Origin of the sequence: Methylobacterium longum (assembly GCF_022179385.1) — a bacterium.
GTDB lineage: Bacteria > Pseudomonadota > Alphaproteobacteria > Rhizobiales > Beijerinckiaceae > Methylobacterium > Methylobacterium longum.
Genome location: NZ_BPQS01000013.1, coordinates 17237 through 42264 on the forward strand (window position 1 = coordinate 17237; position 25028 = coordinate 42264).

At 70.8% G+C, this 25028-nt stretch carries 23 protein-coding genes; 15 read left to right on the forward strand and 8 right to left on the reverse strand.

The window, feature by feature from the left end; genetic code table 11:
* Window positions 1-137: 137 nt before the first annotated feature.
* Both MFF58_RS13750 and MFF58_RS13755 read left to right on the forward strand, forming a co-directional pair.
* Entirely contained in the window at window positions 138-428 is a 291-nt protein-coding gene (locus tag MFF58_RS13750) for a hypothetical protein (protein ID WP_238288633.1), read from the forward strand.
* A 91-nt stretch (window positions 429-519) separates the two neighbouring features.
* Window positions 520-1461 carry a 2-hydroxyacid dehydrogenase gene (locus MFF58_RS13755; protein ID WP_238288636.1) on the forward strand — a complete coding sequence of 314 codons (942 nt, stop codon included), beginning with the start codon at window positions 520-522 and terminating at the stop codon, window positions 1459-1461.
* A 46-nt stretch (window positions 1462-1507) separates the two neighbouring features.
* On the opposite strand, the gene MFF58_RS13760 is transcribed toward MFF58_RS13755, so the two are convergent.
* Window positions 1508-2401: a LysR substrate-binding domain-containing protein gene (locus MFF58_RS13760; protein WP_238288638.1), complete on the reverse strand. Its 894-nt coding sequence runs from the start codon at window positions 2399-2401 to the stop codon at window positions 1508-1510.
* A gap of 111 nt (window positions 2402-2512) precedes the next feature.
* On the opposite strand from MFF58_RS13760, the gene MFF58_RS13765 reads away from it, so the two are divergent.
* From MFF58_RS13765 to MFF58_RS13775, 3 genes are all read left to right on the forward strand, one after another.
* A complete protein-coding gene (locus MFF58_RS13765; RefSeq protein ID WP_238288640.1) occupies window positions 2513-3265 on the forward strand; it encodes an SDR family NAD(P)-dependent oxidoreductase in 753 nt (250 codons plus the stop codon).
* Between the two features lie 150 nt (window positions 3266-3415).
* Window positions 3416-5377: a cytochrome C oxidase Cbb3 gene (locus MFF58_RS13770; RefSeq protein ID WP_238288642.1), complete on the forward strand. Its 1962-nt coding sequence runs from the start codon at window positions 3416-3418 to the stop codon at window positions 5375-5377.
* Window positions 5378-5405: 28 nt separating this feature from the next.
* Window positions 5406-6254 carry an oxidoreductase gene (locus MFF58_RS13775; RefSeq protein ID WP_238288651.1) on the forward strand — a complete coding sequence of 283 codons (849 nt, stop codon included), beginning with the start codon at window positions 5406-5408 and terminating at the stop codon, window positions 6252-6254.
* A gap of 137 nt (window positions 6255-6391) precedes the next feature.
* Here MFF58_RS13775 and MFF58_RS13780 read toward each other — a convergent pair whose 3' ends face one another.
* Window positions 6392-6961, reverse strand: coding sequence for a ClpP family protease (locus tag MFF58_RS13780; RefSeq protein WP_238288668.1), 570 nt, complete (start codon window positions 6959-6961; stop codon window positions 6392-6394).
* A gap of 362 nt (window positions 6962-7323) precedes the next feature.
* Here MFF58_RS13780 and MFF58_RS13785 point away from each other — a divergent pair, with 362 nt between their 5' ends.
* Both MFF58_RS13785 and MFF58_RS13790 read left to right on the forward strand, forming a co-directional pair.
* Entirely contained in the window at window positions 7324-7533 is a 210-nt protein-coding gene (locus tag MFF58_RS13785) for a hypothetical protein (protein WP_238288670.1), read from the forward strand.
* A gap of 32 nt (window positions 7534-7565) precedes the next feature.
* Entirely contained in the window at window positions 7566-7937 is a 372-nt protein-coding gene (locus tag MFF58_RS13790; RefSeq protein ID WP_238288679.1) for a DUF6894 family protein, read from the forward strand.
* A 29-nt stretch (window positions 7938-7966) separates the two neighbouring features.
* Here MFF58_RS13790 and MFF58_RS13795 read toward each other — a convergent pair whose 3' ends face one another.
* Window positions 7967-8410 carry a DUF488 domain-containing protein gene (locus MFF58_RS13795; RefSeq protein ID WP_238288681.1) on the reverse strand — a complete coding sequence of 148 codons (444 nt, stop codon included), beginning with the start codon at window positions 8408-8410 and terminating at the stop codon, window positions 7967-7969.
* 202 nt (window positions 8411-8612) lie between these two features.
* On the opposite strand from MFF58_RS13795, the gene MFF58_RS13800 reads away from it, so the two are divergent.
* Entirely contained in the window at window positions 8613-9497 is an 885-nt protein-coding gene (locus tag MFF58_RS13800) for a glycoside hydrolase family 25 protein (protein ID WP_238288688.1), read from the forward strand.
* Window positions 9498-9634: 137 nt separating this feature from the next.
* On the forward strand, window positions 9635-10402 hold the full coding sequence (locus tag MFF58_RS13805) for a Crp/Fnr family transcriptional regulator (RefSeq protein ID WP_238288690.1): 768 nt from the start codon (window positions 9635-9637) through the stop codon (window positions 10400-10402).
* Between the two features lie 33 nt (window positions 10403-10435).
* Here the strand turns inward: MFF58_RS13805 and MFF58_RS13810 are convergent, their stop codons facing one another.
* Entirely contained in the window at window positions 10436-10819 is a 384-nt protein-coding gene (locus MFF58_RS13810; protein WP_238288692.1) for a VOC family protein, read from the reverse strand.
* 216 nt (window positions 10820-11035) lie between these two features.
* On the opposite strand from MFF58_RS13810, the gene MFF58_RS13815 reads away from it, so the two are divergent.
* Window positions 11036-11962 carry a DnaJ C-terminal domain-containing protein gene (locus MFF58_RS13815; RefSeq protein ID WP_238288693.1) on the forward strand — a complete coding sequence of 309 codons (927 nt, stop codon included), beginning with the start codon at window positions 11036-11038 and terminating at the stop codon, window positions 11960-11962.
* 139 nt (window positions 11963-12101) lie between these two features.
* A complete protein-coding gene (gene fabI, locus MFF58_RS13820) occupies window positions 12102-12926 on the forward strand; it encodes an enoyl-ACP reductase FabI (RefSeq protein WP_238288695.1) in 825 nt (274 codons plus the stop codon).
* 251 nt (window positions 12927-13177) lie between these two features.
* On the opposite strand, the gene MFF58_RS13825 is transcribed toward fabI, so the two are convergent.
* Window positions 13178-14170 (reverse strand): polyphosphate kinase 2 family protein, encoded by a 993-nt coding sequence (locus MFF58_RS13825; RefSeq protein ID WP_238288697.1) that lies wholly within the window; start codon window positions 14168-14170, stop codon window positions 13178-13180.
* 97 nt (window positions 14171-14267) lie between these two features.
* On the opposite strand from MFF58_RS13825, the gene MFF58_RS13830 reads away from it, so the two are divergent.
* From MFF58_RS13830 to MFF58_RS13840, 3 genes are all read left to right on the forward strand, one after another.
* The gene (locus MFF58_RS13830; protein WP_238288700.1) at window positions 14268-14855 is read left to right on the forward strand and encodes a histidine phosphatase family protein; all 588 of its coding nucleotides are present in this window, start codon (window positions 14268-14270) and stop codon (window positions 14853-14855) included.
* Between the two features lie 108 nt (window positions 14856-14963).
* Window positions 14964-19031, forward strand: coding sequence for a Pls/PosA family non-ribosomal peptide synthetase (locus tag MFF58_RS13835; protein ID WP_238288718.1), 4068 nt, complete (start codon window positions 14964-14966; stop codon window positions 19029-19031).
* 389 nt (window positions 19032-19420) lie between these two features.
* Window positions 19421-20575 (forward strand): GGDEF domain-containing protein, encoded by a 1155-nt coding sequence (locus MFF58_RS13840; protein ID WP_238288719.1) that lies wholly within the window; start codon window positions 19421-19423, stop codon window positions 20573-20575.
* A 32-nt stretch (window positions 20576-20607) separates the two neighbouring features.
* On the opposite strand, the gene MFF58_RS13845 is transcribed toward MFF58_RS13840, so the two are convergent.
* Window positions 20608-22083, reverse strand: a complete 1476-nt coding sequence (locus tag MFF58_RS13845; RefSeq protein WP_238288721.1) for a methyl-accepting chemotaxis protein — start codon at window positions 22081-22083, stop codon at window positions 20608-20610.
* 339 nt (window positions 22084-22422) lie between these two features.
* On the opposite strand from MFF58_RS13845, the gene MFF58_RS13850 reads away from it, so the two are divergent.
* The gene (locus MFF58_RS13850; protein WP_238288723.1) at window positions 22423-22629 is read left to right on the forward strand and encodes a SlyX family protein; all 207 of its coding nucleotides are present in this window, start codon (window positions 22423-22425) and stop codon (window positions 22627-22629) included.
* A gap of 16 nt (window positions 22630-22645) precedes the next feature.
* On the opposite strand, the gene MFF58_RS13855 is transcribed toward MFF58_RS13850, so the two are convergent.
* Window positions 22646-24079, reverse strand: coding sequence for an NAD-dependent succinate-semialdehyde dehydrogenase (locus tag MFF58_RS13855; RefSeq protein ID WP_238288725.1), 1434 nt, complete (start codon window positions 24077-24079; stop codon window positions 22646-22648).
* A gap of 101 nt (window positions 24080-24180) precedes the next feature.
* The gene (locus MFF58_RS13860) at window positions 24181-24969 is read right to left on the reverse strand and encodes a class II glutamine amidotransferase (protein WP_238288735.1); all 789 of its coding nucleotides are present in this window, start codon (window positions 24967-24969) and stop codon (window positions 24181-24183) included.
* Window positions 24970-25028 lie beyond the last annotated feature (59 nt).

Below are 25028 nucleotides of genomic sequence, written 5' to 3' on the forward strand. Positions count from 1 at the left end.
CTGTTGTTTACCCTGCCCGCAGAGCCTGCATTTACCGCGACTCCAGGCAGGTGTTGGCAACGACTTGGGAATCGATTCGGTTCGATCCCGTCTTCACCTGCGGAGCGCAGAACAGGGCGTCCTCGCGGTACCCCACCATGCGCTCCCGGTCTGCCCCATCCCGCCCCAAGCCGCTCACCCGTTTCACGTTGCTCGCCGTGATGACGCTGGTGGGTCTCGCCACCGTTCCCACGGAGGGAGCGGACGGTCACCTCGAACGGCCCAAGCCCAGGGTCCAGATGCAGGCCGCCGAGCGCTGGAAGCTGCGCCCGACCGAGCCGGTGATGCCGAACACGACGGGCAGCATCCGCACGCGCCCCGAGATCCAGATCCCGAGCGACCGTCGCAACGTCCGCCTCGTCTATCCGGCCCTGATCGAGCCCCGCTGAACGATCCCCCCTCGACGCGTCCGGACCGCTGAGGCACAGGGCCTGCGTCGCCCGCGACGGACGAGGGCGTGGGGCGAAGCGGAGTTCACGGATGGAGGAGCCAATCGCCCTGATCGGGTGCAGCAGTCCGGACCAGGAAGCGGAGTACCTGCGGATCCTGTCGGCGGCGATGCCCAAGGAACGGCTGGTCCCGTTCCGCGCGATGGGCATCGCCGAGCGTGAGGCCGCGCGGGTGGCCGTCGTGGCCAATCCCGATCCCGCGGAGGTGGCGGCACTGCCGGGCCTGGCCTGGGTGCAGAGCCTCTGGGCCGGCGTCGAGAAGCTCGTCGGTGCGTTCGACCGGCCCCTGCCGATCGTCCGCCTCGTGGATCGGGAGATGGCCCGCACCATGGCCGAAGCGGTACTGGCCTGGACCTATTACCTCCAGCGCGACATGCCGGCCTACGCCCGGCAGCAGCGCGAGCGTGTCTGGCGCCCGCACCCCTACCGCAAGCCGGGCGAGACGAGTGTCGGCCTTCTGGGCCTCGGCGCCCTCGGCGCCGCCGCGGCCGCGCGGCTCACCGGCGCCGGATTCCGCACCGTCGGCTGGAGCCGCACGCCGAAGGACGTGGCGGGGATCGAGACGTTCCACGGGGCCGAGGGGCTCCCGGCGATGCTCGCCCGCTGCGACATCCTCGTATGCCTGATTCCCCTGACGCCGGAGACGCGCGGCCTCGTCGACGCCCGACACCTCGCGGCGCTCAAGCCCGGCGCGGCCCTGATCAATTTCGCCCGGGGGCCGATCGTTGTCACCGGGGATCTGATCGCGGCGCTGGATCGCGGGCATCTCGCTCACGCTGTCCTCGACGTGTTCGATGCGGAACCGCTCGCCGCCGATTCGCCCCTCTGGTCCCATCCCGGCGTGACCGTGCTGCCCCACATCTCCGGCCCGACCGACATGGACTCCGCGGCCGCGACGGTGGCTTCCAACCTGCGCGCGTATCGCCGGACCGGTCGGCCGCCGGACGGCATCGACCCGGCGCGGGGATATTGAGAGGACCCGAGCGGCAGACCCGCATCGCTGACCTGCGCCGCGTCACTCAAAGCTTCGGGAAGTCCGCCGCGAGGTGGTCGATCAGGAGGCGCACCGCCGGCGGAAGTCCGCGCCGGGTCGTGAAGACGAGGTGGACGATGCCGGGCTGGCTGCACCAGTCCCGGAACACGTGGACGAGCCGACCCGCAGCGATGTGATCCGCGCAGGCGTGATCGGGCAGGAAGCCGATGCCGATGCCGTCGGCGGCCGCCTCACACAGGGTCGGGAAGTCGCCGCAGGTCAGCCGTGGCTCATGGTGGAGCGTGTGCCGCGTTCCGTCCGCCCGTTCGAGCTGCCAAGCGATCTCCCCCGGGGTGTCGCTCGTGCCGAGGGTGGGAAAACCCGCGAGGCCGGCGATGTCGGGACCGAGATGGCTCGCCACCTGCGGGTTCGCCACCAGGATCCATCGCGAGAGCCCGAGCGACCGCATCGTCAGCGAGGCGTCGCTGTCGAGATCCCGCCGCACGCGGAGCGCCACGTCGATCCGCTCCTCGATCAGATCGACGGGCCTATCGGTGGCGACGAGTTGCAGCCGAACCTTGGGGTATCGAATCAGGAAGCTGCGCACCGTCGCCGACACCACGTCCGTCAGGCCGATCGGGCAACTCATTCGGATCCGGCCGTGGGGTTCGGACTGCGCCTCCGCGACGAGCGCCTCGGCCCGCTCGGCCTCCACCATCATGGCCCGGCAGCGCTCGTAGAAGCTCGTTCCGACCTCGGTGACGCGGAAACGCCGGCTCGATCGCTCGATCAGCCGCAGCCCGAGCCGCGCCTCCAGTGCGGCGATCCGGCGGCTGAGCTTCGATTTCGGCTCGCGCAGGGCACGCCCGGCGGCGGCGAAGCCGCCATGGGCGACGACCTCGGCGAAGTAGGCGTAGTCGTTCAGATCCGGGCGGGACATCGTTTCTCTGATGGAACGCTGAGTGCCACATTCGACGGCTACTGGCACCAACGTTCTGTCGACATCTCTCACGGCAACGGCGCGAGTGGTGCCGCAGCGCGGAGAACAACGATGACGGATCGGTTTCTGAACAAGGTGGTCGTGGTGACCGGCGGCACGAGCGGCATCGGCCTCGCCACCGCGAAGGCCTTCTCGAGGGAGGGCGCGTCGGTCTTCATCACCGGCCGGCGGCAGGAGGCCCTCGACGCCGCGGTGCGCGCGATCGGCGGGCAGGTCACGGCCATCCGGGGCGACATCGGGCAGCTCGCCGACATCGACCGCCTCTACAACGCGGTCCAGCAGAAGCATTCGCAGATCGACGTGGTCTTCGCCAATGCCGGCGGCGGCTCCTTCGTGCCCCTCGGCGCCATCACGGAGGAGCACTTCGCCGCGACCTTCGACACCAACGTGAAAGGCGTCCTGTTCACGGTGCAGAAGGCGCTGCCGCTGCTGAAGGACGGCGGCGCGATCGTCCTCAACGCCTCGACCGCGGGCGGCTCCGGCACGCCGGCGCTGAGCGTCTACGCCGCGAGCAAGGCGGCCGTGCGCAGCTTCGCCCGCAACTGGATCCTCGACCTCAAGGACCGTCATATCCGGGTCAACGCCGTCAGCCCCGGCGTCACCGAGACCGCCGGCCTCGACGCGCTGTTCGGCGGCGGCGATCAGGCGACGGGAACCAAGGATCATCTCGCCGGCCTGATCCCCGCCGGCCGGGTGGGCCAGCCGGACGAGATCGCCCAGGCGGTCCTGTTCCTCGCCTCGGAGGCCGCGAGCTTCGTCAACGGCGTCGAACTCTTCGTGGATGGCGGACTGGCGCAGATCTGACATCCGCACCTCGGGCGCGGCACGCCGTCGTGGGCGCGTCACCCGGTCCCGGCCGCCGGGATGAACCTCGGCGGCAGATGCCCGTTAGTGGCCGGGCCATCCGTTCCGGAAGCTGGGCAGGGCGGTTCCGAGGGGAGAACACAACCGTCCATGGGCTGGCCACGCCGCATTCTGATCACCGCCGGTCTCGCGACCGCCGCGGCCGGTGTCACCCTGGGCGTCGGACGCTTCAGCTACGCGCCGATGCCCGACCGGGCGGACCTGCTCAACCCGGACCGCTACCCGATCGAGACCGCCTTCGACGTCCTCGGACGGCGGGTGTCCCGCGCGGAGGCGGACGGCCTGAACGCCACGGACGAGGGGCGCCGGACCCTGTCGCCGGGCCGCGGCGCGGTCGCGATCGATCCCGCCATGGTCGAGCGTGGCCGTCAGGCATTCTACCAGGAGACGTTCGGCAACGAGGTGTTCCTCACCGACGTGATGGGCATGCTGGACGGCGGCCTGACGCCCGCCGAGGTGGCCCTCGCGGTCGCCCGGCTCGGCGGCGCGGGCACGACCAACCTGCAGGTCGCCATGGCCCGCGACGTGCGCGTCGGCGACCGCGTCTACCGGAAGGGCGAACTGGTCCCCACCGGCCTCGACGTGCCCAAGGGCGGCGCCTTCATCATCGGGATCAAGACCTTCTCCGACCGCGGGCACCTGCGCATGGGCATCACCTGCGCGCTCTGCCATGCCGCCGTCGATCCCGGCACCGGCAAGGTGGTGGAGGGGGCGCCGAACACCGACCTCAACGCCGGGCTGCTGATGGCGCTCGCGAAGAACTCGTCCGCCTACTTCATGCACGCGAGCGTTCCGGAGGCGGACGCCCGCCCGTCCGCCGATCCGCAGCATACCGGCTCAACCCGTTCGGGCCCGACGCTGCCGGACGCAGCGGCCGTGGAGGCGGCCACCAAGGTCCAGGTGGCGAGCTGGCCGCCGGGCAGCTTCGATTCGTCGGCCGACCGGGTCACCAATCCCACCTCGATCCCGTCGAGCTTCTCCGCCCATGGCGAGCCCTACAGCTGGAGCGGGCGGGAGGCCGTCGGCCCGTTCGCCGGCCTGTCCTCGCTCAACAACAACGTCCACGCCGCCAACTCCGACACGACGCAGCTGGCGGCCGCCGCACCCTGGCTGTTCGGCATGGACCCGGAGACGTATCTCGGCATCGTCCTGCGCAGGGCGGCGACCGAGACGTTCCGCTACAGGCCGGACGGCGCGGCAACGCCGTCCGAGGTCCTGAGGCGCGTCGATCCCACCCCGGCCTCGCCCGGCCTCAACAGCTACGCGGTGCTGCCAACCTACCCGGCCACCAACTACGTGACCGACAACGGCCTGTTCACCTCGGTCCCCGGCGAGCCGGTCAACCACGCCAACAACGCCATGTCGGCCTTCCAGAACCTGCTGCACCCGCCGGCTGCCGCGCAGGATTCGGGTACGGTCCGGACCGGGCGCGCGGTGTTCGACAAGGCGGGTTGCGGGGCCTGCCATTCCGGCCCGGCGCTCACCAACCACCGGATCGTGCCGGAGGCCGAGATCGGGACGGAGCCGACCCGGGCGCGGGCCGGCGCCAAGATGGAGGCGCGCCTGTCGCCGCCGACGCTCTTCGCCACCGACACGCCGTTCCCGCTGCCGGCCGATCCGGTGATCGTCCCGGTGCCGCTGGCCGGCGACAAGCTCGCCCAGGTCCAGCTCGCCTGGGGGCAGGGGGGCACCGAGGGCGGCTACAAGGTGCCGAACCTCGTCGGCCTCGCCTGGACGGCCCCGTATCTCCACGATTCCGGCGTGTCGGTCGGGCCCGATGCCGAGCACCAGCTCGGCGTCGCGGGCACGCTCTACAAGGGGGTCGCCCCGGATCCTGCCAACAGCCTGCGCGCGTTGGTGGACCGGGATCTGCGCGCGAAGGTCGTCGCCGCGAACGAGGCCTCGGATACCGCGCGGACCGCCCGCGTTACCGGCAGAGGGCACGCCTTCTGGGCGGATGCCGGTTCGGGTGTCTCCGGCACGGAGCAGACGGCGCTGATCGCCTACCTCCTGTCGGTCGATCGCCTGACGGAACCGGCCGCGACGCCCTGATCACGCCGCGACGATCACGGGATCCACCATGACGCAGAACGCCAACCCGGTCTGGTTCATCACCGGCTGCTCCACCGGCTTCGGCCGGGACCTCGCCAAGCTCGTGATCGGCCGGGGATGGTGCGCGGTGGTCACGGCCCGCGATCGCGCCAAGGTTTCCGACCTCGCGCCAGGGGTCGAGGATCGGGTCCTCGCCCTGTCCCTCGACGTCACCGACGCGGACCAGATCGCGGATTCGGTCCGTGCCGCGACGGCGACATTCGGTCGGGTCGACGTGCTCGTGAACAACGCGGGCTACGGCTATCAGGCGTCGGTCGAGGAGGGGGAGGAGGACAAGATCCGCGCCCAGTTCGATGCGAACGTGTTCGGGCTGTTCGCATTGACCCGCGCGGTTCTGCCGATGATGCGGACCCAGCGCTCCGGGCACATCCTCAACATCACGTCGGTGGCGGGCTTCGTGGGTTTCCCGGCTTCGGGATACTACGCCGCCACCAAGCACGCCGTGGAGGGGTTTTCCGATGCGCTCGCCGCCGAGGCCGGGCCGCTCGGGATCCGCGTGACCTGCATCGAGCCCGGCCCGTTCCGTACCGACTGGGCCGGTCGCTCCCTGATCCAGACGCCCAACGCCATCGCGGACTACGCCGAGACCGCCGGCGCACGTCTCAAGGCCACGGCGGAGAAGAGCGGTACCCAGGCCGGTGATCCGGTACGGGCCGGCGAGGCGATGATCCGGGTGACCGAGATCGAGAACCCGCCGCGCCACCTCGTCCTCGGCGCCTGGGGCTACGACGCGGTCACGACCCGGCTGAGGCAGCGCCTCGCCGACATCGAGGCGTGGCGCGAGACCAGCCTGGGGGCCGATTATCCGGACGCGTGACGCGACTCGGGCGCCGGGTGTTCGGCGCTCGACCGTTCCCCCGATGCGCTGTCGGCGTCACCGCGGCGCCGTCCGGGAAGCGCGGCAGGTCCGCCGTCGGGGCCTGCGGCGCCCTCGGGCCCGAGACGGGATGACCGTCAGATCACTGCCTCGATCAGGCCCCGGGTCTTGGCCTCCTCGGCTTCGAGGTACCAATTCGCCGGGGCCTTCTCGAGAACCTCGTCCAGGGTGACGCTCGAGCCCGCGACGAGATTGGCGAAACCCTCATTCTGGATCTCGATCGAGCACAGGATCTCGTTGAGGGTCGCCTTGACGGAGGCGATGCAGGTGGTGAGCGGCCCCTGGACCTGGAGCTGCTTGTTCATCTTGCGCTCGTGGATCATCAACCGCGTGCCGCAAGTCAGGTACCGGTTCGGCCGGGCGAAGAAGCTCATGAAGGTCGTGCCGGCGGAATAGATCGCCGCCTTGCCGAGGAAGACGAACCGCCGGTGCGGATCCATCGCGCTGTTGAAGCGGATGTCCTCGCCCATCATCCGGGCGACCTCCGGATCCCCGCCCAGCGTCGTCAGCTCGACGACCACGATCTCGCGGTCGGCCGCCTGATCGAGCTGGCGTCGGAAGTCGCGGTACATGTCGTAGTCGACCGGGCCGGACAGCAGCACGGCCGGAGCCCGGAACGCGGTCGGGCGGAGAGGGGTCGTGTCCATGATGCTCCTGAAGGTCTGGTCGATCCCGGCGATCCTGGCCGTCGCCGAGGAAACTCTGCCCCAGAGGCGCGGGGGCCTGTGTGGACATTCAGGCGGGTAATGGCCGGAACGGCATCGCGGTTTCCGCCGCGTCCGACAACCGGCGGGGACGCGAGCGCGCCGCGGGAGCCAGGAGGCGGCGTCGTGCCGCCCCCGCGCCGGAGCCCGCGCGCCGGAGCGGCGATCCGAGGGACCGGACGCCGCGGCGGCGGATGCGCCTATCCCCACCTTGTCCACAGTCCTCGCGGCGCTGGGAAACGCCTTGGTAAGCGCCCGCGCGCCAGGGTCGGTGCCGAGATCGAAACCTGTGCCCGGACACGATGATGACCAGCCAGCAGCTCGCCGACGAACTGAAGCGGATCGCCACCACCCAGGTCAGCGACATCACCCGCGCGGTGAAGGAAGGCCAGAAGTCGATCGCGCTGAACGAGGTGCGGGACATGGCGCGCCGCCTCAGCCTCCTGGCCGATGCGTTCGATCCTAAATCGGCGCCCGAGAAGGTCGAGCCCCTCGACGGTGCGCAGGCGGCCTGACCCGTAGAAGACGGCCCTCCCAGGAGCCCCCCATGGTCCGCGCACAGTTCACCATCCGCCTCGACGGCGCGTCCCTGCCGGCATCGGCGGCGCAGTGGGTCGCCGACACCGATGCGGCCCGCGACGCCGCGCGCACCATCGTGCAGGGCCTGATGCGCCAGCACGGCGGGGACCCGCGGCTGCTCGGCGCCACGATGGTGATCACCGACGCGGACGGCGCGACGCTCCTCGAACTCCCGTTCCTCGACGTGCTGTACATGCCCGTCGAGCCGGTATGCGACGCGGATCGCCGTCCGCGGGTCCCGCGCAAGCGCGCGCCGACGCGCCTCGGCGCCGCGCTCGGCCCGATGCGCCGGCTCGCCGGTGCCCTCGGCGCCCGCATCCAGCCGCGCCCGGGCCACTGACGGCGCTTGGGTCACCCGGGCGCCTATGGTCACCCGAAGAGGTCGGTGACCGCGAAGCCTCGCTCCGCGAGGCGCTCGGCCAGGACGCGCCGGTGGCAGAGTGCCGGATCCCGCTCGAAGCAGAGCAGGCAGACCGGCGCGGCCTCGGCCATGGAAGCCAGCTCGTCCAGGGCCGCGTATCCGGCGGCGGTGTCGAGCACCTCCTCGCAGTAGATGCGCCGCATCAGCGCCGCGTCACCGGCCCGGGCAGCCTGCCGGCCGGATTTCGGCGTTCCGAGGCTGCGCAGATGCGCGTAGCGCAGGCCGGCCTCCTCCAGGGAATGGCCGAGCGCGTTCTTCGAAAAGCCGCGCTTGCGCGAGTTGGCCACCGCCCGGACGTCGGCCAGTACCGCCACTCCCGCGGAGTTCAGGACGCTGCCGAGACGCTCCGAGTCGAGGCCTTCGTAGCCTATGGTAAAGATTTGCTTGCTCACGACGGTGTGACCGGACTCGCGTTTCAGGACCGACACTTAGCCGGTTGTCAGCCTGTGAAACAGCCGGGGATGCCCGGCGTATGTCGCGGTGGGGCAACGCATCTCGGAATTCCGCCGCAATGATCGCAAAGCTCCGTTAACCGCGCCGGGGCCATCGAATACGTCTGTCTGTGGCGCTCTTTCGGTGGCGGGCTGAGCACTGATGACGCGGATCATGAAGCTTTCGCGGTCTCTGTCCCGGGACCTGACCTGGGGACTGAACGGCCGACTTGCCGCCGCCCGGCGGTGCGCCGGGCGATTCGCCGCCGCCGCGATCCTCGCGGGGCTCGCGGCCTGCGCGTCGAACAACGACTTCTACCCCACCAAGGGCGACACCAAGCCCCATCCCGGTGTGGCGAAGGCCAAGCAGCACCCGATCCAGGGCATCGACATCTCGAAGTGGCAGGGCAACGTCGATTGGGCTTCGGTCCGGGCGGCCGGAACCCAGTTCGCCTTCATCAAGGCGACGGAGGGCGGCGACCACGTCGACGAGCGCTTCCGGACCAACTGGGACGGCGCGGCCCGGGCCGGCGTGCCGCGGGGCGCCTACCACTTCGTGTTCTGGTGCCGCTCCGCCCGGGAGCAGATGGAGTGGTTCAAGCGGAACGTGCCGAACGACCCGGCCGCGCTCCCGCCGGTGCTCGATGTCGAGTGGAATGGCCACTCGCAGACGTGCCCCAAGAAGCTGCCCAAGGCGCAGGCCCTGGCGATGGTCACCGAGATGCTGGAGGAGATGGAACGCTACACGGGCAAGCGCCCGATCATCTACACCGACATCACGTTCCATAAGGACGTGCTCGAAGGCGAGCTGCCCGATTACCCGCACTGGTTGCGGTCTACGGCGGCGGAGCCCGAGCAGCGGTTCGTCAACCGCAAGTGGATGCTCTGGCAGTTCACCTCAACTGGCCGGGTCCCCGGGGTGCAGGGCGACGTCGATCGCAACGCCTTCTACGGCACCCCGTCCGACTGGGCCTCGTTCCTGTCCACGGATTGCGATCCGCGGGAGCACCGCCGTCTCTCCGCGCAGGGGCTCTGCACGGACAAATAGATACGGTCTATGGAAAGAAACCCAGGTTAGTTCAGAGGCGCGGCGCGCGGAGTATTTCTCCGGAAGTCTGGCTGCCGATCCGGCACGCCGGCGAGGATCCCTTCGGGAGCCTCTCCTCCCGGACCTCGCCGCGCCTGATGCCGATCGATCGTGCCGTCCCAACCGGTAACCTGCTCCTCGCCGCGCTGTCCGCCACCGACCGTGCGCTGATCGTTCCCCACCTCGAACACCTGTCCTACGCCAAGGGCTCGACCGTCTTCGAGGCGGGTGATGAGGTGACGCACATCACCTTTCCCTGCGAACAGACCGTCGTCGCCCTGGTCGTCGCCACCCGCGACGGGCGAACCGCCGAGACCGTCACGATCGGCCACGACGGCGCCGTCGGCGGAATCGTCGGCCCGGGCCGGATGCCGGCTTCGGCCAACGCGCTGGTGCAGGTCGGCGGGCCGACGCTCCGCCTCCACGCGGATCGCCTCCTCGAGGCGACCGTCCGGTCCGCCTCGCTGCGCGACCTGTTCGCGCGCTACGCCGATTGCTTCCTCGCGCAACTCGTCCAGACCGCCGCCTGCAACGCCCTGCACCCCATCGAGCAGCGGTGCCTCCGCTGGCTGCTGACGCTCCAGGACCGGCTCGGCGGCGATATTCTGCCGATCACCCACGAGGTGCTGGCCGCGATGCTCGGCGTCCAGCGCACCTATCTGACGCGCATCCTGCGGACGCTGCAGGACCAGGGTCTCATCCAAGTGGGACGCGGGCGCATCACGGTGGTCGATCGTGCGGCCGTATCGGCTGCGGCCTGCGAGTGCCACGGTCGCGTGCGGCTGCACTGCGAGACGGTGCTGGGCGCGGTCTACGGACCCGCCGCCCATGTTGCCCGCGCCGAGGCGTTGCCCGCTACCGGTTAGCGGGAACCCGCCCGCATCGCGACGGAACCGCCCTCAGGCGGCCGAGCGCTCCAGGATCTCGATCAGCGCCCCGTCGGGTCCCTCCACGAAGGCGATCCGCAGCCCGGGGCCCCGCGCGGTGATGCCGGTCTTGACCGGCACGCCCCGCGCCGTCAGGTCGGCCATCGCCGCCTCGATGTCGGCGACCCGCAATCCGAAATGCTCGATGCCGAGGCACGGGGTCGGCGTGGCGGGGGCGATCTCGTCCGGCGCCTGCTCGATGAACATCGTGAGGCCGCCGAGGTCCAGAACCACGCGCTGCACCGGGTCGTCGCCGACGCGCTTCACCTCCCGCGCCCCGAACGTCTCAACGTAGAAGCCCGCGGCTTTCACGGCGTCGCGGCTGCGCAGATGGAGGTGGTCGCTGGTGTACTGCATCGGGTCTCCGGCTCCTGGCGATTCGACCGGCGCGCGCCCGCTCGGGGCGTCCGCCCCGGTCGCGGACGCAAGGTAAGGCCACGGCCCCCTGCGGGCGAGATGCGGCGCTTGACGTCACGCACGAACCCGCAGAGTTTCGCGTCCGTGACCGTTGCAGGGATGCAACATTCTCCCCACATCGGGGTTCAGACCCCACACCGCACAGCCAAGAGTTCCATGCGCAATCCCTACGACGTGCTGGGCGTGGCCAAGGGGGCGAGCGAGGCCGAGATCAAGAAGGCCTATCGCAAGCTCGCCAAGGACTTCCACCCCGACCGCAACAAGAACGACGTGAAGGCCAAGGACCGCTTCGCCGAGGCGAACTCGGCCTACGAGATCCTGGGCGACGCCGAGAAGCGCAAGCAGTTCGACCGCGGCGAGATCGACGCCGAGGGCCGGCCGCGCGCCAGTGGCTTCGAAGGCTTCGGCGGCGGGTTCGGTGGCGGCCGCGGCGGCGGAGGCGGCGGCGGTTTCGACTTCGAGAACATGGCCCGCAGCCGGCAGGGCGGCATGGGCGAGGACATCTTCTCCCACATCTTCGGCGAGGCGTTCCGCGCCGGCGGGGCCGGCCCCGGCGGCCAGCGCCAGGCCGCCAAGGGCGAGGATGTCGCCGCCGAGCTGTCGGTCACCCTCGAGCAGGTCGCCAGCGAGGAGAAGCTGCGCCTGTACCTGCCCACCGGGCGGGAGGTCGACGTGGTGATCCCCCGCGGCGTCGTCGACGGTCAGACCATCCGCCTTCGCGGTCTCGGGCAGGCCGGCGGGCCTCGGAGCGAGCCCGGCGATGCGCTGCTGACCATCCGGATCCGGCCGCATCCGCGCTTCACGGTCGACGGGGCCGACCTGCGCACCACTGTGGACGTGCCCCTGGAGGACGCCGTGCTCGGCGGCACGATCCGCGTGCCCACCCTGACCGGCGCCGTCGAGATGAAGATGCCGCCGATGACGAGTTCGGGCCGGACCTTCCGCCTGCGCGGCAAGGGGCTGCCGAGGAAGGATGGCAGCCTGGGCGACCTGTTCGCCACCACGGCGATCGTCCTGCCGGAGGACGAGGACGCGGCCCTGATGGAATTCGCCCGCGCGCGGCGCGCCGCCAAGGCGGCCTGAGCCGACGACCCCGGGCGGATCCGCGGGAACCGCCCGAGGCGGAAAGCCCCGGGGCACGTCCCGGACTTCCGTCGCCGGGCCGCCTCCGCTAAGGAGGCCCCCCGGCGCCGCGAGGTGTCGCGAGACTTCGGGATCGATCATGGCGGAACACGGGCAGGGCCTTCTGGCGGGCAAGCGGGGCATCGTCCTCGGGGTCGCCAACAACCGCTCGATCGCCTGGGGCATCGCCCGCAGCGCCCGCGCCCACGGGGCGGAGCTGGCCTTCACCTATCAGGGCGACGCCCTGCGCAAACGGGTCGAGCCGCTCGCCAAGGAACTCGACGCCCACGTCATCGGCCATTGCGACGTGACCGAGGCCGCCACGATCGACGCCGTGTTCGCCGAGGCCGCCCGGGTCTTCCCCGAGGGCATCGACTTCGTGGTCCACTGCGTCGCCTTCTCCGACAAGGACGAGCTGACCGGGCGCTACATCGAGACGTCGGAGGACAATTTCACCAAGTCGCTCCTGGTCTCCTGCTACTCGTTCACCGCGGTGGCCCAGCGCGCCGAGAAGATCATGCGGCCCGGCGGCTCGCTCGTGACGCTGACCTATTACGGCGCCGAGAAATGGATGCCGCATTACAACGTCATGGGCGTGGCCAAGGCGGCGCTCGAGGCCTCCGTGCGCTACCTCGCGGCCGATCTCGGCCCGAAGAACATCCGCGTCAACGCGATCTCGGCCGGCCCGATCAAGACGCTGGCGGCGTCGGGCATCGGCGACTTCCGCTACATACTCAAATGGAACGAGTACAATTCGCCCCTGCGCCGGACGGTGACGATCGGCGAGGTCGGCGAGACGGCGGCCTATCTCGTCTCCGACATGGCGGCCGGCATGACCGGCGAGATCCTGCACGTGGATGCCGGCTACCACGTCGTCGGCATGAAGAACCCCGAGGCGCCGGACCTGAGCCTCGACAAGGATTAGGTCCGCCGGCGGGCCGGACCCGGTCGGCGTCCCCCGCCACGAACGGGCCCGCGCGAATTCCTCGATCGGGTCCTACCGTCGCGCGTGACCAGGATCCGCGCCGCCGTCGAAGCCGCTGCGGGAGGAGGGTTGGTCCTGCCGGTACCGTCGCCGCCCCTGAACACCGACGGCGCGTCGACCGGGGCGCCGATCCGCCGGAGCGCGCGGTAGCCCGAGACCTCGCGCACCACCCGCGTGCCGCGCCGCCCGACTCAATCGGGGACCTTGAGCTCGGCGATTCCCTTGACCGCCTCGGGGAATTGGGGGTCCATCGCGGCGAGCGTATCCGCCACCGTCTTGGCGATCACGTAGTTCCGGAACCATTTGTGATCGGCCGGCACCACCAGCCAGGGTGCATCCGGTGTCGAGCATCGGGACAGCGCGTCCGCGAAGGCCTGCTGGTAGGCGTCCCAGGATTTCCGCTCCACGAGGTCGGCGGGGTCGAACTTCCAGTGTTTCTCCGGATCGGCGATCCGGGCCTCGAGCCGCTTCTTCTGCTCCGCCTTCGAGATGTGCAGGAAGAACTTCAGGACGGTCGTGCCGGACTCGGTGAGCAGCCGCTCGAAGTCGTTGATCCGCCCGTAGCGGCTCTGCCAGACCGCCTCCGGCACGAGGCCCTTCACCCGCACCACGAGCACGTCCTCGTAGTGGCTGCGGTTGAACACCCCGATCATGCCGCGGCCCGGCGTGCGCGCGTGATAGCGCCACAGGAAGTCGTGATCCATCTCCTCGCTCGACGGGACCTTGAACGACGCCACCGCGCAGCCCTGGGGGTTCACGCCCTTGAGCACGGCCCGGATCGTCCCGTCCTTGCCGCCGGTATCGATCGCCTGGAACACCAGGAGCAGGCTGCGGCTGCGCTCGGCATAGAGCCGCTCCTGCAGCGCGACGATGCGCGCGCGCTCCGTGTCGAGCGCCTCCTTCGCCCAGGCCTTGTCGAGCCCGCCATCGGCGTCGGCCTCGACCGAAGCGAGGTCGAAACGCGCGCCCGGCTCGACCGCGACGACGCCCGGCGCCGCCACGATCGGGGTCGCCCGGTGCCCCCGCAAGGCGGCCGGTTCCGACTCCGCCAGCGTGTCGACGGCGCTCGCCCACCGGGCGGTGGACGGCCGGTCCGATCCCGCCGTCGCGTTCAGGTCATCCCCATCTGTCACGCCGCGTCCGTGCTTCTGGCCGCGATGATGCTTGCCGTGCTTCTTCGACATAGGGCAGGACCTGTTCCCGGACGTTGCCGACCGTCGGCGGAAACGGCCGTGCATCCGGGCCGTTCCAGACGCCTTCGCAGGACGGGGTTCGATACGGTTGGCTACGATCTACTTCATCCGCCACGGTCAGACCGACTGGAACGCGGAAGGCCGCCTCCAGGGCGGCCGTGATACCGATCTGAACGCCCTGGGCGAGACGCAGGCGGCCGCCGCGGCCGAGCGGCTCGCCGTGCTGGCGGGCCCCGGGCTCGCCGGGGCGGATTTCGTGGCGAGCCCCCTCAAGCGGACGCGGCGCACGATGGAGATCCTGCGGGCGGCCCTCGGCCTGTCCCCCGAGGACTACCGCACCGATCCGCGCCTGCGCGAGATCGGCTTCGGCGCCTGGGAGGGCTCGACCTGGTCGGAGATCCGGCGCCGGGACCCGGCCGGGGCGGCGGGGCGCGAGCGCGACCGGTGGCGCCACCGGCCGCCCGGCCTCGGCGGCGAGAGCTACGCCACGCTGGTGGAGCGCGTCGGCCCGGCGCTGGCCGGCCTGGAACGCGACACGGTCGTGGTCGCCCATGGCGGGGTGGCGCGGGCGGCCCTGGTGGCGCTGGGCCATCTCGATCCCTACGCGGCGCCGCGCCTCGGCATTCGCCAGGGCGAAGTCCTGGTCCTGGAGCCCGAAGGCTGGCGCTGGGCGTGATCCGCCGGGCGGGGGCGCAAATCGGCCTCGATAACGGCATGATCGGCGGGCTATAGGGCGACGGCCACGGTCAGTGCCGGCCCGAGCGGGCGGCCAGCGGAGCAGCGGATGAGCGACGTCGCCGAGAAGACCCGGTCCGGTCCGGCCGGGGAGCGCGAGCGGTCCGGCGACGGGGCGGCCGTCCTGCGCGGCGCGCACCGCCCGGACCTGATCCGCGACGAGGTGCTGGCCGAGGTCTTCCTGCATTCCGCGCGAACCCGGGCCGACCATCCCTGCCTGATCGACGGCGCGCGCGTGGAGGCCGGGGGTGTCCACCCGCGCCTGACCTACGCCGCGGTCGCCGACCGCGCCGGCCGGATCGCCGCTGGCCTCGCCCATCGCGGCATCGGCCCCGGGGACGTGGTCGGTCTCTGGATGGCCCGCGGACCGGACCTCCTCGTGGCGCAGATCGGCATCACCCTGTCGGGCGCCGCGTGGCTCCCCTTCGACGCCGAGGCCCCGGCCGACCGGGTGGGCGTCTGCCTGACGGATGCCGCTGCCAAGGCGCTGCTGGTCTCGCCGGCGCTCAAGCAATCCGCGCCGGCGGCGGCGCCGGCCCTGACCCCTGCCGACCTGGACGCCGCGACCCCGGCCGATGCGACCGTCCCCGACGCCCGCGCCGCCGGGCTGACCGGCGCGCACCCCGCCTACCTGATCTACACCTCGGGCTCGACCGGCGTGCCCAAGGGCATCGTCATCAGCCACGCCAACATCTGCCATTTCCTGCGCTCGGGAAACGCCCTCTACGGGATGCGTCCGGACGACGTCGTCTTCCAGGGCGCCTCGGTGGCCTTCGACCTCTCGATGGAGGAGATCTGGGTCCCTTACCTCGTGGGCGCGACCCTGTTCGTGGCGAGCCCGGCCATGATGGGCGACGTGGAATCGCTGCCCGGCATCCTGGAGGCGGAGCGGATCACGGTGCTCGACACCGTGCCGACCCTGCTGGCGATGATCTCCGGCGACCTGCCGACGGTGCGCTTGGTCCTGCTCGGCGGCGAGGCCCTGCCGGAGCCCCTGGTCGCCCGCTGGGCCACGGGCACGCGCCAGCTGTTCAATACCTACGGGCCGACCGAGGCCACGGTGGTGGCGACCGCCGCCGAGATGCGCCCGGGCGAGCCGGTCACCATCGGCGGCCCGATCCCGAATTACTCCGTCTACGTCGCCGGCGAGGATCTGACCCTGCTGGGTCGCGACCAGCAGGGTGAACTACTGATTGGCGGCCCCGGCGTGGCCCGCGGCTATCTCGCCCGGCCGGAGCTGACGGCGGAGAAATTCATCGCCAACCCCTTCGGGTCGGACGGGACCGACCCGGTGCTCTACCGCTCGGGCGATGCGGTCTCCCTCGACGCTGCGGGCCGGATCGTGTTCCACGGCCGCATCGACGATCAGGTGAAGATCCGCGGCTTCCGGGTGGAGCTCGGCGAGATCGAGGCCCGGATCCGGGCGATCCCCGAGATCAACCAAGCCGCCGTGGTGCTGCGGCAGGATGACGGCGTCGACCGCCTCGTCGCCTTTCTGATCCCGGAGCGCGGCCGCGCGATCGAAACCGCGGCGCTGCGGAAGACCCTCGCCGGGCAGATGCCGCCCTACATGGTGCCGGGCCATTTCGAAGTGACCGAGACGCTTCCGCGGCTCACCTCCGGCAAGGTCGACCGGAAGTCTCTGAAGGTCGCTCCGCTCACCGTAGTCTCGGCCGACGGCGAGCAGGAGCCCCCCGCCAACGAGACGGAGGCTGCCCTCGTCGCCGCCGCCAAGCAGATCTTCGGCAATCAGCCGATCGCCCTCGAAGGCGACTTCTTCTCCGATCTCGGCGGTCATTCCCTGCTCGCCGCCCGCTTCGTCTCGGCGGTGCGCGAGAGCCCGGCGCTGGTCGGCATCACCCTGCCGGACGTCTACGCCCTGCGCACGATGCGGGCGATGGCCGACGCGCTGATCGCCCGCACGGGTGGCATGGGCGCGGCGGCCGCGACCCGCGACCTGAGCTTCGAGCCGCCACCGCTGCTGCGCCGGGCGCTGTGCGGGCTCGCGCAGCTCGCCGCGCTGCCCCTCGTGATCGCGCTCGCGACCGCGCAGTGGCTCGGCATGTTCGTGACGTACCTGCTGCTCACCGGCGGCGGGCTGAGCTTCTTCGCCGAGCTCGGGGTGCTGCTCCTCGTCTACATCGCGATCAACGGCGTGACGGCGGTCGCGGCGGTGGCCGGCAAGTGGCTGATCCTCGGCCGGACCAAGCCTGGTCGCTACCCGCTCTGGGGGACGTACTATTACCGCTGGTGGCTCGCGCAGCGGCTCGCGCCCCTCGTCCATGTGAAGTGGCTCCAGGGCTCGCCGGCCATCGCCATCTACCTGCGCCTGATGGGCGCCAAGGTCGGCCGCGACACCCTGATCTCCGACATCGAAGTCGGTGCCGCCGACCTCCTGACCATCGGCGACGGCGCTTCGCTGGGCGGCCGCCTCGTCGTCGCCAACGCCGAGATCGTCGGCAACGAGCTGGTCATCGGCACGGCGGAGATCGGCGCCGACGCGGCGATCGGTACCTCCTGCGTGATCAGCCACGACACCGTGATCGGGCCGCAGGCCGAGATCGGGGACCTCACCACGATCCCGGCCGGCTCGCGGGTCGGTGCGGCGGAGCGGTGGGACGGCTCCCCCGGCCGCAAGGTCGGGATGGCCGATCCGGCGGATCTGCCCGCCCCCGCCGAGGCGTCGTTCGGACGCCGGGCCGCCTTCATGGCCGCCTACATCGTCCTCCTCGGCGCGATCCCGGCGGTGGGCCTTCTGCCGATCTTCCCGGCCTTCTTCATCTTCGACCAGATCTCGGACTCGCTCTCCGACATCACCGACGTCGACTACCACTGGTACCTGCCGATCCTCACGTGGCCGACCGCCATGCTGATGACCGCCGGCACGGTGCTGCTCATCGCCGGCATCCGCTGGATCGTGCTGCCGCGAACGCGCTCGGGCACCTACTCGGTCCACTCGCTGTTCTACCTGCGCAAGTGGTCGCTGGCGCTCGCCGTCGAGGTGACGCTGGAGACGCTCTCGTCGCTCTTCGCCACGGTCTACATGCGGGCGTGGTACCGGCTGATGGGCGCCAATATGGGCCACGGTGCCGAGATCTCCACCAACCTCGCCGGCCGCTACGACCTCGCCGAGGTCGGCGCGAAGAACTTCGTGGCCGACGAGGTGGTGTACGGCGAGGAGGAGATCCGACGCGGCTGGATGCACCTGGAGCCGACCCGCACCGGCGCCCGGGTCTTCGTCGGCAACGACGCCGTCGTGCCGCCCGGCGCGGTGATTCCCGACGACGTGCTGATCGGCATCAAGTCGAAGCCCCCGGCGAACGCGGCCATGAGCCCCGGCGAGACTTGGTTCGGCTCGCCGCCGATCCGGCTCCCGGCCCGGCAGAAGGTCGATCTCGGCTCGACGGCGCAGACCTACGAGCCCGGGATGTGGCCGAAAATCCGGCGCGGCGTGTTCGAGGCCTTCGCGACTTCGTTCTCGCCGATGCTCTACATCACCCTCGCGATCACCGTGATCGATTGGTACTTCTATCCCGCCATCCTGGAGAAGGACTGGACCGGGCTGGCGGTCAGCTTCGTCGTGGCGAGCGTCGCCATCGCGCTGATCCAGTCCAGCGCGGTCATCGCGATGAAGTGGCTGCTGATGGGCGTCTACAAGCCCGGGATGCAGCCGATGTGGTCGTGGTGGGCCATGCGCACCGAGGCGATCGCGGTGGCCTACTGGGGCCTCGCCGGCAAGGTGCTGCTGGAGCACCTTCAGGGCACGCCGTTCCTACCCTGGGTACTGCGCCTGTTCGGCGTGAAGGTCGGTCGGGGGGTGTGCATGCTCACCACCGACATCACCGAATTCGACTGCGTCACCATCGGCGACTACGCCACGATCAACCGGGTCTCGGCGCTGCAGACGCACCTGTACGAGGACCGGATCATGAAGATCGGCCGCGTGGTCGTGGGCAAGGGCGTGTCGGTGGGCGCCTTCTCGACGGTGCTCTACGACACCAAAGTCGGCGACTACGCGCGGCTGAGGCCTCTGACCATCGTGATGAAGGGCGAGTCGATCCCCGCCAATACGGAGTGGGAGGGTGCGCCCGCGGTCCCGGTGATCCACGCGGCCTAGGCCCGCTGCCATCCCGGGGGCGGTCCACGGGCTTGGCGGCCTCGCCCGCGGATCCCCGCGGCAACCGTGCCACGGAGCGGTCAAGGGCCTCGGTTCCGGTCCCTCATGCGCGCGCCCGCGGCGCCCGCGACTGTTGGTGTGTGTCGATCGCAGGGGCTTTGACGACGGGCCCTCCACCCGTGGCGATGTGCGGACCCGCCCGTCCGTTCGAGGGGCGGACGCGCGCGGAATCCCGCGAGGGCACCGGCGCGGCCCGGAGCGTCCCTGGTCGGACCCTTGGTATTAAATCCTTATGGTGTAGGGATCACTCTTCGCCGGAACGCCCCTGGCCCTGCGCGGCAGGTCGGCACCCGGTGGGATCACCCCGGACTGGAGATCGATGGACGGTCGTGCAGCTTGATCCCGCCACCCTGCTGATCGTCAGTTCCGCGACGACCCTGCTGGTCGGCACGCTGTTCCTGGCCACTTGGCGGCAGGCCCCCGGATCCCGCGCGCTCGCCGTGTGGGGAGCGGCACACCTCGTCGGGTCGGTCGGCTCGACCGGGCTGGCCCTGCGCGGCCAGATCCCGGATCTTTTCTCGATCGGCTTGGCCAACGCCGTGGTGCTGGCCGCCTACGGCCTGATCTGGAGCGGCGTGCGCTCGTTCGAGGGCCGGAGCACCCGCCTGGCCGTGGCGATGGCGGGCGCGGGCCTCTGGTGCATCCTCTGCTGCGTGCCGGCCTTCTACGAGTCCATCAGCCTGCGCGTCCTGTACGCCTCGGCCGTGGCGACGGCCTATTGCGGCGCGGCCGCCGCGGAGATCTGGCGCGGCCGGGCCGAACGCCTCGCCTCCCGGATCAGCGCCGGCGCGGTCTTGGCGCTGCACGGCGCCTTCTACTTCGTCCGGATCCCCACGACCCTGCTGGCGCCGCCCATGCTCGGCCCGAACCCGCTGACCTCGCCCTGGGTGGCGATCCTGTGCTTCGTCACCATGCTGTTCTCCATCGCCTCCGCGTTCACCTTCATGGCTCTGGTCAAGGAGCGGGCAGAGCGCGAGCAGCGCATCGCCGCCTCGACCGACGCGCTCACGGGCGTGCGCAACCGCCGGGCCTTCGCGGAGGCGGCCTTCGGCGCATTGGCCGAACAGCGGGACGGCGCGCTGCTGCTGATCGACCTCGACCGATTCAAGGCGGTCAACGACCATCACGGTCACGCCGTGGGCGACGCCGTGCTGGTCGGGTTCTGCGCCATGGCGGCCTCCCTTCTGCCGCGGGAGGCGCTGCTGGGGCGCTTGGGCGGTGAGGAATTCGCCTGCCTGCTGCCCGACGTCTCGCCGGCCGAGGCCCTCGCCCGCGCCGAGGAGCTGCGCCGGACCTTCGCGGAGCTGTTCGTGCCGGAACTCCCCGACCTGCGCGTCAGCGTCAGCATCGGGATCGCGCAGATCCGCCGCGGGACCGGGTACGAGGCGCTGATGCGGCAGGCCGACGCCGCGCTCTACGCGGCCAAGAATGGCGGGCGCGACCGGGTCGCGGTCGCCAATCCGGCCGCCGCGCGGGCGGCCTGATCGGACGTCCCGGGACGATCGGCCCGCCGCCGTCAGGCGAGGGCGCGGGCCGCCTCGGAGACCTTGCGCACCGAGGCGTCCACCAGCCCCGCCGAGGCCGCGATCTCGGCGATCGCCGCGCGGGCCGATTCCACGCTGTGGGCGGCGGACTGCATGTTCTCGGTCATGTCGCGGGTCACCGCCGCCTGCTCGGTCACCGCGGACGACACGCTGAGCGAGATCTCGCTGAGCTGCTCGATGGTGGCGCCGATGCCGTCGATGGCCGCCACGGCCCGGGCGGTCTCCGTCTGCACGGCGGCGATCTGGGTTCCGATCTCGCCGGTCGCCCGGGCGGTCTGCTCGGCGAGGGCCTTCACCTCGGCGGCCACCACCGCGAACCCCTTGCCGGCCGCGCCCGCGCGGGCGGCCTCGATGGTCGCGTTGAGCGCCAGCAGGTTGGTCTGGTCGGCGATGGAGCGGATCAGGTTCACGGCGGCGCCGATCCGGTCCGCCGCACCGGTCAGGCCTACGATGATCGCCCCCGCCTCCTCGGCGCGGGTGACCACCTTGTCGACGGACGACTTCGCCAGGAGGGCGTGCCGGCTCAACTCCTCGATGGAGGCGGCGAACTCCTCCGATCCGGCGGCGACCGCCTGGACGTTCCGGGTGGTCTGGTTGGCGGCTTTCGCGGTCCCGTTGGCCTGCTGGACGACGCGGCTCATCGAGTCGCGGATCGCGGCGATATCCGCGTCGATGGCGCGCTGGCCCTCGGCGCGCCGCTGACGCTCCTCGACCTGCTGCGTCACGTCGGTGGCGAACTTGACGACCGCGCAGGGCTTGCCGGCTTTGTCGAAGATCGGGTTGTAGGCGCCGAAGATCCAGACGGTGCGCCCGCCCTTGCCGATCCGGCGGAACTCGCCGCCCTGGTGCCGCCCCGCGCCGAGGGCGGCCCAGAACGCCGTGTACCCGGCGCTCGCCGCTTCATCCGCCGGCAGGAACATCCGGTGGTGCTGCCCGCGCACCTCGTCGAGGGTGTAGCCCATGGTCGACAGGAAGTTGGCGTTGGCGTCCGTGATGAGGCCCTCCAGCGTGAAGCTGATCACCGCCTGCGAGCGGTCGAGGGCCGCGATCTGGCCGGCAGCCTGCGTCTCGCGAGCCGACAGCTCGGTGACATCGGTGCCGAGCATCACGATCTTGGTCACCGCTCCGCGACGATCACGGACGGGATTGTACGAGCCGCTGATCCGGATGGTCCGGCCGGACTTCGTCAGGCGCGCGAACTCGCCGGTCTCCGGTCGACCGGTGCGCAGTCGCTCCCAGAACGCGACGTGGTCCGGGCTCGCGCGCTCCGCCTCCGGCACGAGAAGGCCGTGCTGACGCCCGCGCGCTTCGGCGCCCGCGTAGCCGAACAGGTCCAGGAAGATGGCGTTCGCATCCAGGATCGTGCCGTCGAGCGTGAACTCGGCCCGCGCCGTCGTCTGGTCGATCGCCGTGATCAGAGCGTCCGCACGTGAACCAAACATCGCCATCGGATCCGGTACTTCACAAGAATACGGCGAAGTACTTGCCCGAGGATCGTTCAAGAACTTCCGCGCCGGGATTGACTAGAAGCCCGTTCACGGAATCGTGCCCGCCGGTGAACACGCGTTTAAGTTGTATCAAAACCTTCGCCGGGAGATGCTTTCCGACGGGCCGGGATGGGGCGGGGGATGTGGCCGGTGATCCGGCGACGGGCATCGAGGGCCGGACGCGTCGGGGCTCTCCGGGACCGCAGCGGCGCACCTGTATATCGCGGGATGTCCCGGTTGCGCTAAGAGCCGGCGCGGGGACACCGAACCGCGTGTGGCGGGTCTGACGGGAGAGCGGTGATGGACGAACCGAGCCGGATCGACCGCCTGGAGATGCGTCTCACCGAGCAGGAGGCCACGATCGAGGATCTGAACCGGACCGTGACCGCGCAGTGGCAGCTGATCGACCGCCTCACGCGGCAGGTCGACGGGCTCCGGGAGCAGGTGGAGGAGGCGGCGGTCCGCGCCGCGCCGCGCGGAGCGGAGCCGCCGCCTCCCCACTACTGACGCGCCGCGCGGCTCGTCAGAAGTTCGCCTGCGTGACGAACTTGGTCACCAGGTAGGCGTCGAGCGCCTCCGGGCCGCCCTCGCTGCCGTAGCCCGAATCCTTCACGCCGCCGAACGGCGTCTCCGGCAGGGCCAAGCCGTGGTGGTTGATGGAGATCATGCCGCTCTCGACCCCGTTGGACACCCGGGCCGCGCGCTCGGCCGAGCGGGTGTAGGCGTAGGCCGCCAGGCCGTAGGGCAGCCGGTTGGCCTCGGCCAGCGCCTCGTCGTCGTCCGAGAAGCGGTTGATCAAGGCCACGGGCCCGAAGGGCTCCTCGTTCATGATTCGGGCGGTGAGCGGCACCTCGGTGAAGACGGTCGGCTCGAAGAAATTGCCCTGGTTGCCGATGCGCTGGCCGCCGGTGCGCAGGCCGGCCCCGCTCGTTTCCGCGTCGGCGCTCAGCGCCGTGATGTCGTCGAGGCGGCGGCCGTGGATCAGGGGACCCATCTTGGTGTCGGGATCCAATCCGTCGCCGACCTTCAGGGCCTTGGCGAAGCTCGTGAAGCCCTCGACGAAGCGGTCGAACACCGTATCGTGCACCAGGAAGCGGGTCGGCGAGACGCAGACCTGTCCGGCATTGCGGAACTTCGACGGGGCGAGGACCGCGATGGCCTTCTCGACGTCCGCGTCGCCGAACACGATCGCCGGCGCGTGGCCGCCGAGTTCCATGGTCGCGCGCTTCATGTGCTCGCCCGCCAGCGCGGCGAGCTTCTTGCCGACCACGGTCGAGCCGGTGAACGAGATCTTCCGGATGACCGGGTGCGGGATCAGGTAGGCCGAGATGGTCGCCGGATCGCCGTAGACGAGCGAGAGCGCATCGCCCGGGATGCCGGCATCCAGGAAGGCGCGGACCAGGGCCGCGCAACTGGCCGGCGTGTCCTCGGGGCCTTTCAGGATCACCGTGCAGCCGGTGCAGAGGGCCGCCGAGATCTTGCGGACCGCTTGGTTGATCGGGAAGTTCCAGGGCGTGAAGCAGGCCACCGGACCCACCGGCTCGCGGATCACCGCCTGCAGGACGCCGTCGGCGCGCCCCGGGATGACGCGGCCGTATGCGCGCTTACCTTCCTCCGCGAACCAGTCGATGATGTCGGCCGCCGCCAGGGTCTCCATCCGCGCTTCGGCAAGCGGCTTGCCCTGCTCCTGGGTCATGGTGCGGGCGATGTCGTCGGCCCGGGCGCGCAGCAGGTCGGCGGCCTTGCGCATCACCTTGGCGCGTTCGAACGGCGCCACCTTCCGCCACGCCGGGAACGCACGGGCGGCGGCCTCCAGGGCCTCGTCGAGATCGGCCTGTGTGGCGACGGCGCATTGTCCGATCGTCTCGCCCGTAGCCGGGTTCAGGACCCCCAGGGTCTCCCGGTCGGCGCCCGCGCGCCAGCGCCCGGCGATGTGAAGCTCGGTATCCGGATACATCGGTCGATTCCCGCCCGGCCGCACGATCGGCCGTGGGCGGAATGTGGACATACGGCGCGACCCGGCAATGCCTCCCGCGGCATGGCTGGTCCCGTTTGTATTCAGGCTGCTGCGCGGCTCGTGGTTCCAGGCACCTGCACGACCGTCGCCGCGCCGTGGCGGGCGCGGAGCGTGCCGCCCTTCGGGACGACCTGCCATCCCTCGCGGCATCCGTCGATCGGCTCCGAGACCACCACGATGCCGCCGGGACCCTCGCGGTAGTACAGGCTCGGGGGACGGCCGTCGCAGGCCCAGCGATAGGCGGTGAGCGTCTCGCCGTCGGTCAGGAGCGCGGTGAAGCGCAGCGGCTCGCAGACATTGGCGGCCGCCATCAGCTCGCGGATGGAGCCCAGCGTCCGCGCCATCGCGCCAACCGGATCGGTCTCGAGCCCGTTGGCCAGCGCTAGCAGGAAGATCGCCTCGGAATCGGTGCTGCCGCGGCGGTGATCGTAATAGGCGTCCGGGATCATGGCCTCGAGCCGGCGCTTGATCCGATGGTAGCCGCCGATCTGGCCATTATGCATGAACAGATGGCGGCCGTGGACGAACGGATGGCAGTTCGCCCGGGCGGTCGCGGTGCCGGTCGAGGCGCGCACATGGGCGAAGAACGTCCGCGCCCGGACCTGCCCGCACAGGTTCACCAAGTTCTCGTCCGACCACGCCGGCGAGATATCCCGATAGACCCCCGGTTCCGGCCGCTCGGCGTACCAGCCGATGCCGAACCCGTCGCCGTTGGTTTCGGTCTTCCCTTCGTCGGCGTGCAGCGACTGATGCACCAGCGAGTGGGTCGGCGCGCAGACGAGGTCGGAGAGGAAGACCGGCTCACCGCTGTAGGCGAGGAAACGGCACATGGGGGAGGTCGATCCTTCAGCTCTGGTCCGCGTTGAATCCGCCGAGAACGCCCCACCGG

Coding starts and splice junctions, on each gene's coding strand:
- MFF58_RS13750 (WP_238288633.1), top strand. CDS start 138: ATGCGCTCCCGGTCTGCCCCATCCCGCCCCAAGCCGCTCACCCGTTTC.
- MFF58_RS13755 (WP_238288636.1), top strand. CDS start 520: ATGGAGGAGCCAATCGCCCTGATCGGGTGCAGCAGTCCGGACCAGGAA.
- MFF58_RS13760 (WP_238288638.1), bottom strand. CDS start 2,401: ATGTCCCGCCCGGATCTGAACGACTACGCCTACTTCGCCGAGGTCGTC.
- MFF58_RS13765 (WP_238288640.1), top strand. CDS start 2,513: ATGACGGATCGGTTTCTGAACAAGGTGGTCGTGGTGACCGGCGGCACG.
- MFF58_RS13770 (WP_238288642.1), top strand. CDS start 3,416: ATGGGCTGGCCACGCCGCATTCTGATCACCGCCGGTCTCGCGACCGCC.
- MFF58_RS13775 (WP_238288651.1), top strand. CDS start 5,406: ATGACGCAGAACGCCAACCCGGTCTGGTTCATCACCGGCTGCTCCACC.
- MFF58_RS13780 (WP_238288668.1), bottom strand. CDS start 6,961: ATGGACACGACCCCTCTCCGCCCGACCGCGTTCCGGGCTCCGGCCGTG.
- MFF58_RS13785 (WP_238288670.1), top strand. CDS start 7,324: ATGACCAGCCAGCAGCTCGCCGACGAACTGAAGCGGATCGCCACCACC.
- MFF58_RS13790 (WP_238288679.1), top strand. CDS start 7,566: ATGGTCCGCGCACAGTTCACCATCCGCCTCGACGGCGCGTCCCTGCCG.
- MFF58_RS13800 (WP_238288688.1), top strand. CDS start 8,613: ATGACGCGGATCATGAAGCTTTCGCGGTCTCTGTCCCGGGACCTGACC.
- MFF58_RS13805 (WP_238288690.1), top strand. CDS start 9,635: ATGCCGATCGATCGTGCCGTCCCAACCGGTAACCTGCTCCTCGCCGCG.
- MFF58_RS13810 (WP_238288692.1), bottom strand. CDS start 10,819: ATGCAGTACACCAGCGACCACCTCCATCTGCGCAGCCGCGACGCCGTG.
- MFF58_RS13815 (WP_238288693.1), top strand. CDS start 11,036: ATGCGCAATCCCTACGACGTGCTGGGCGTGGCCAAGGGGGCGAGCGAG.
- fabI (WP_238288695.1), top strand. CDS start 12,102: ATGGCGGAACACGGGCAGGGCCTTCTGGCGGGCAAGCGGGGCATCGTC.
- MFF58_RS13825 (WP_238288697.1), bottom strand. CDS start 14,170: ATGTCGAAGAAGCACGGCAAGCATCATCGCGGCCAGAAGCACGGACGC.
- MFF58_RS13835 (WP_238288718.1), top strand. CDS start 14,964: ATGAGCGACGTCGCCGAGAAGACCCGGTCCGGTCCGGCCGGGGAGCGC.
- MFF58_RS13845 (WP_238288721.1), bottom strand. CDS start 22,083: ATGGCGATGTTTGGTTCACGTGCGGACGCTCTGATCACGGCGATCGAC.
- MFF58_RS13850 (WP_238288723.1), top strand. CDS start 22,423: ATGGACGAACCGAGCCGGATCGACCGCCTGGAGATGCGTCTCACCGAG.
- MFF58_RS13855 (WP_238288725.1), bottom strand. CDS start 24,079: ATGTATCCGGATACCGAGCTTCACATCGCCGGGCGCTGGCGCGCGGGC.
- MFF58_RS13860 (WP_238288735.1), bottom strand. CDS start 24,969: ATGTGCCGTTTCCTCGCCTACAGCGGTGAGCCGGTCTTCCTCTCCGAC.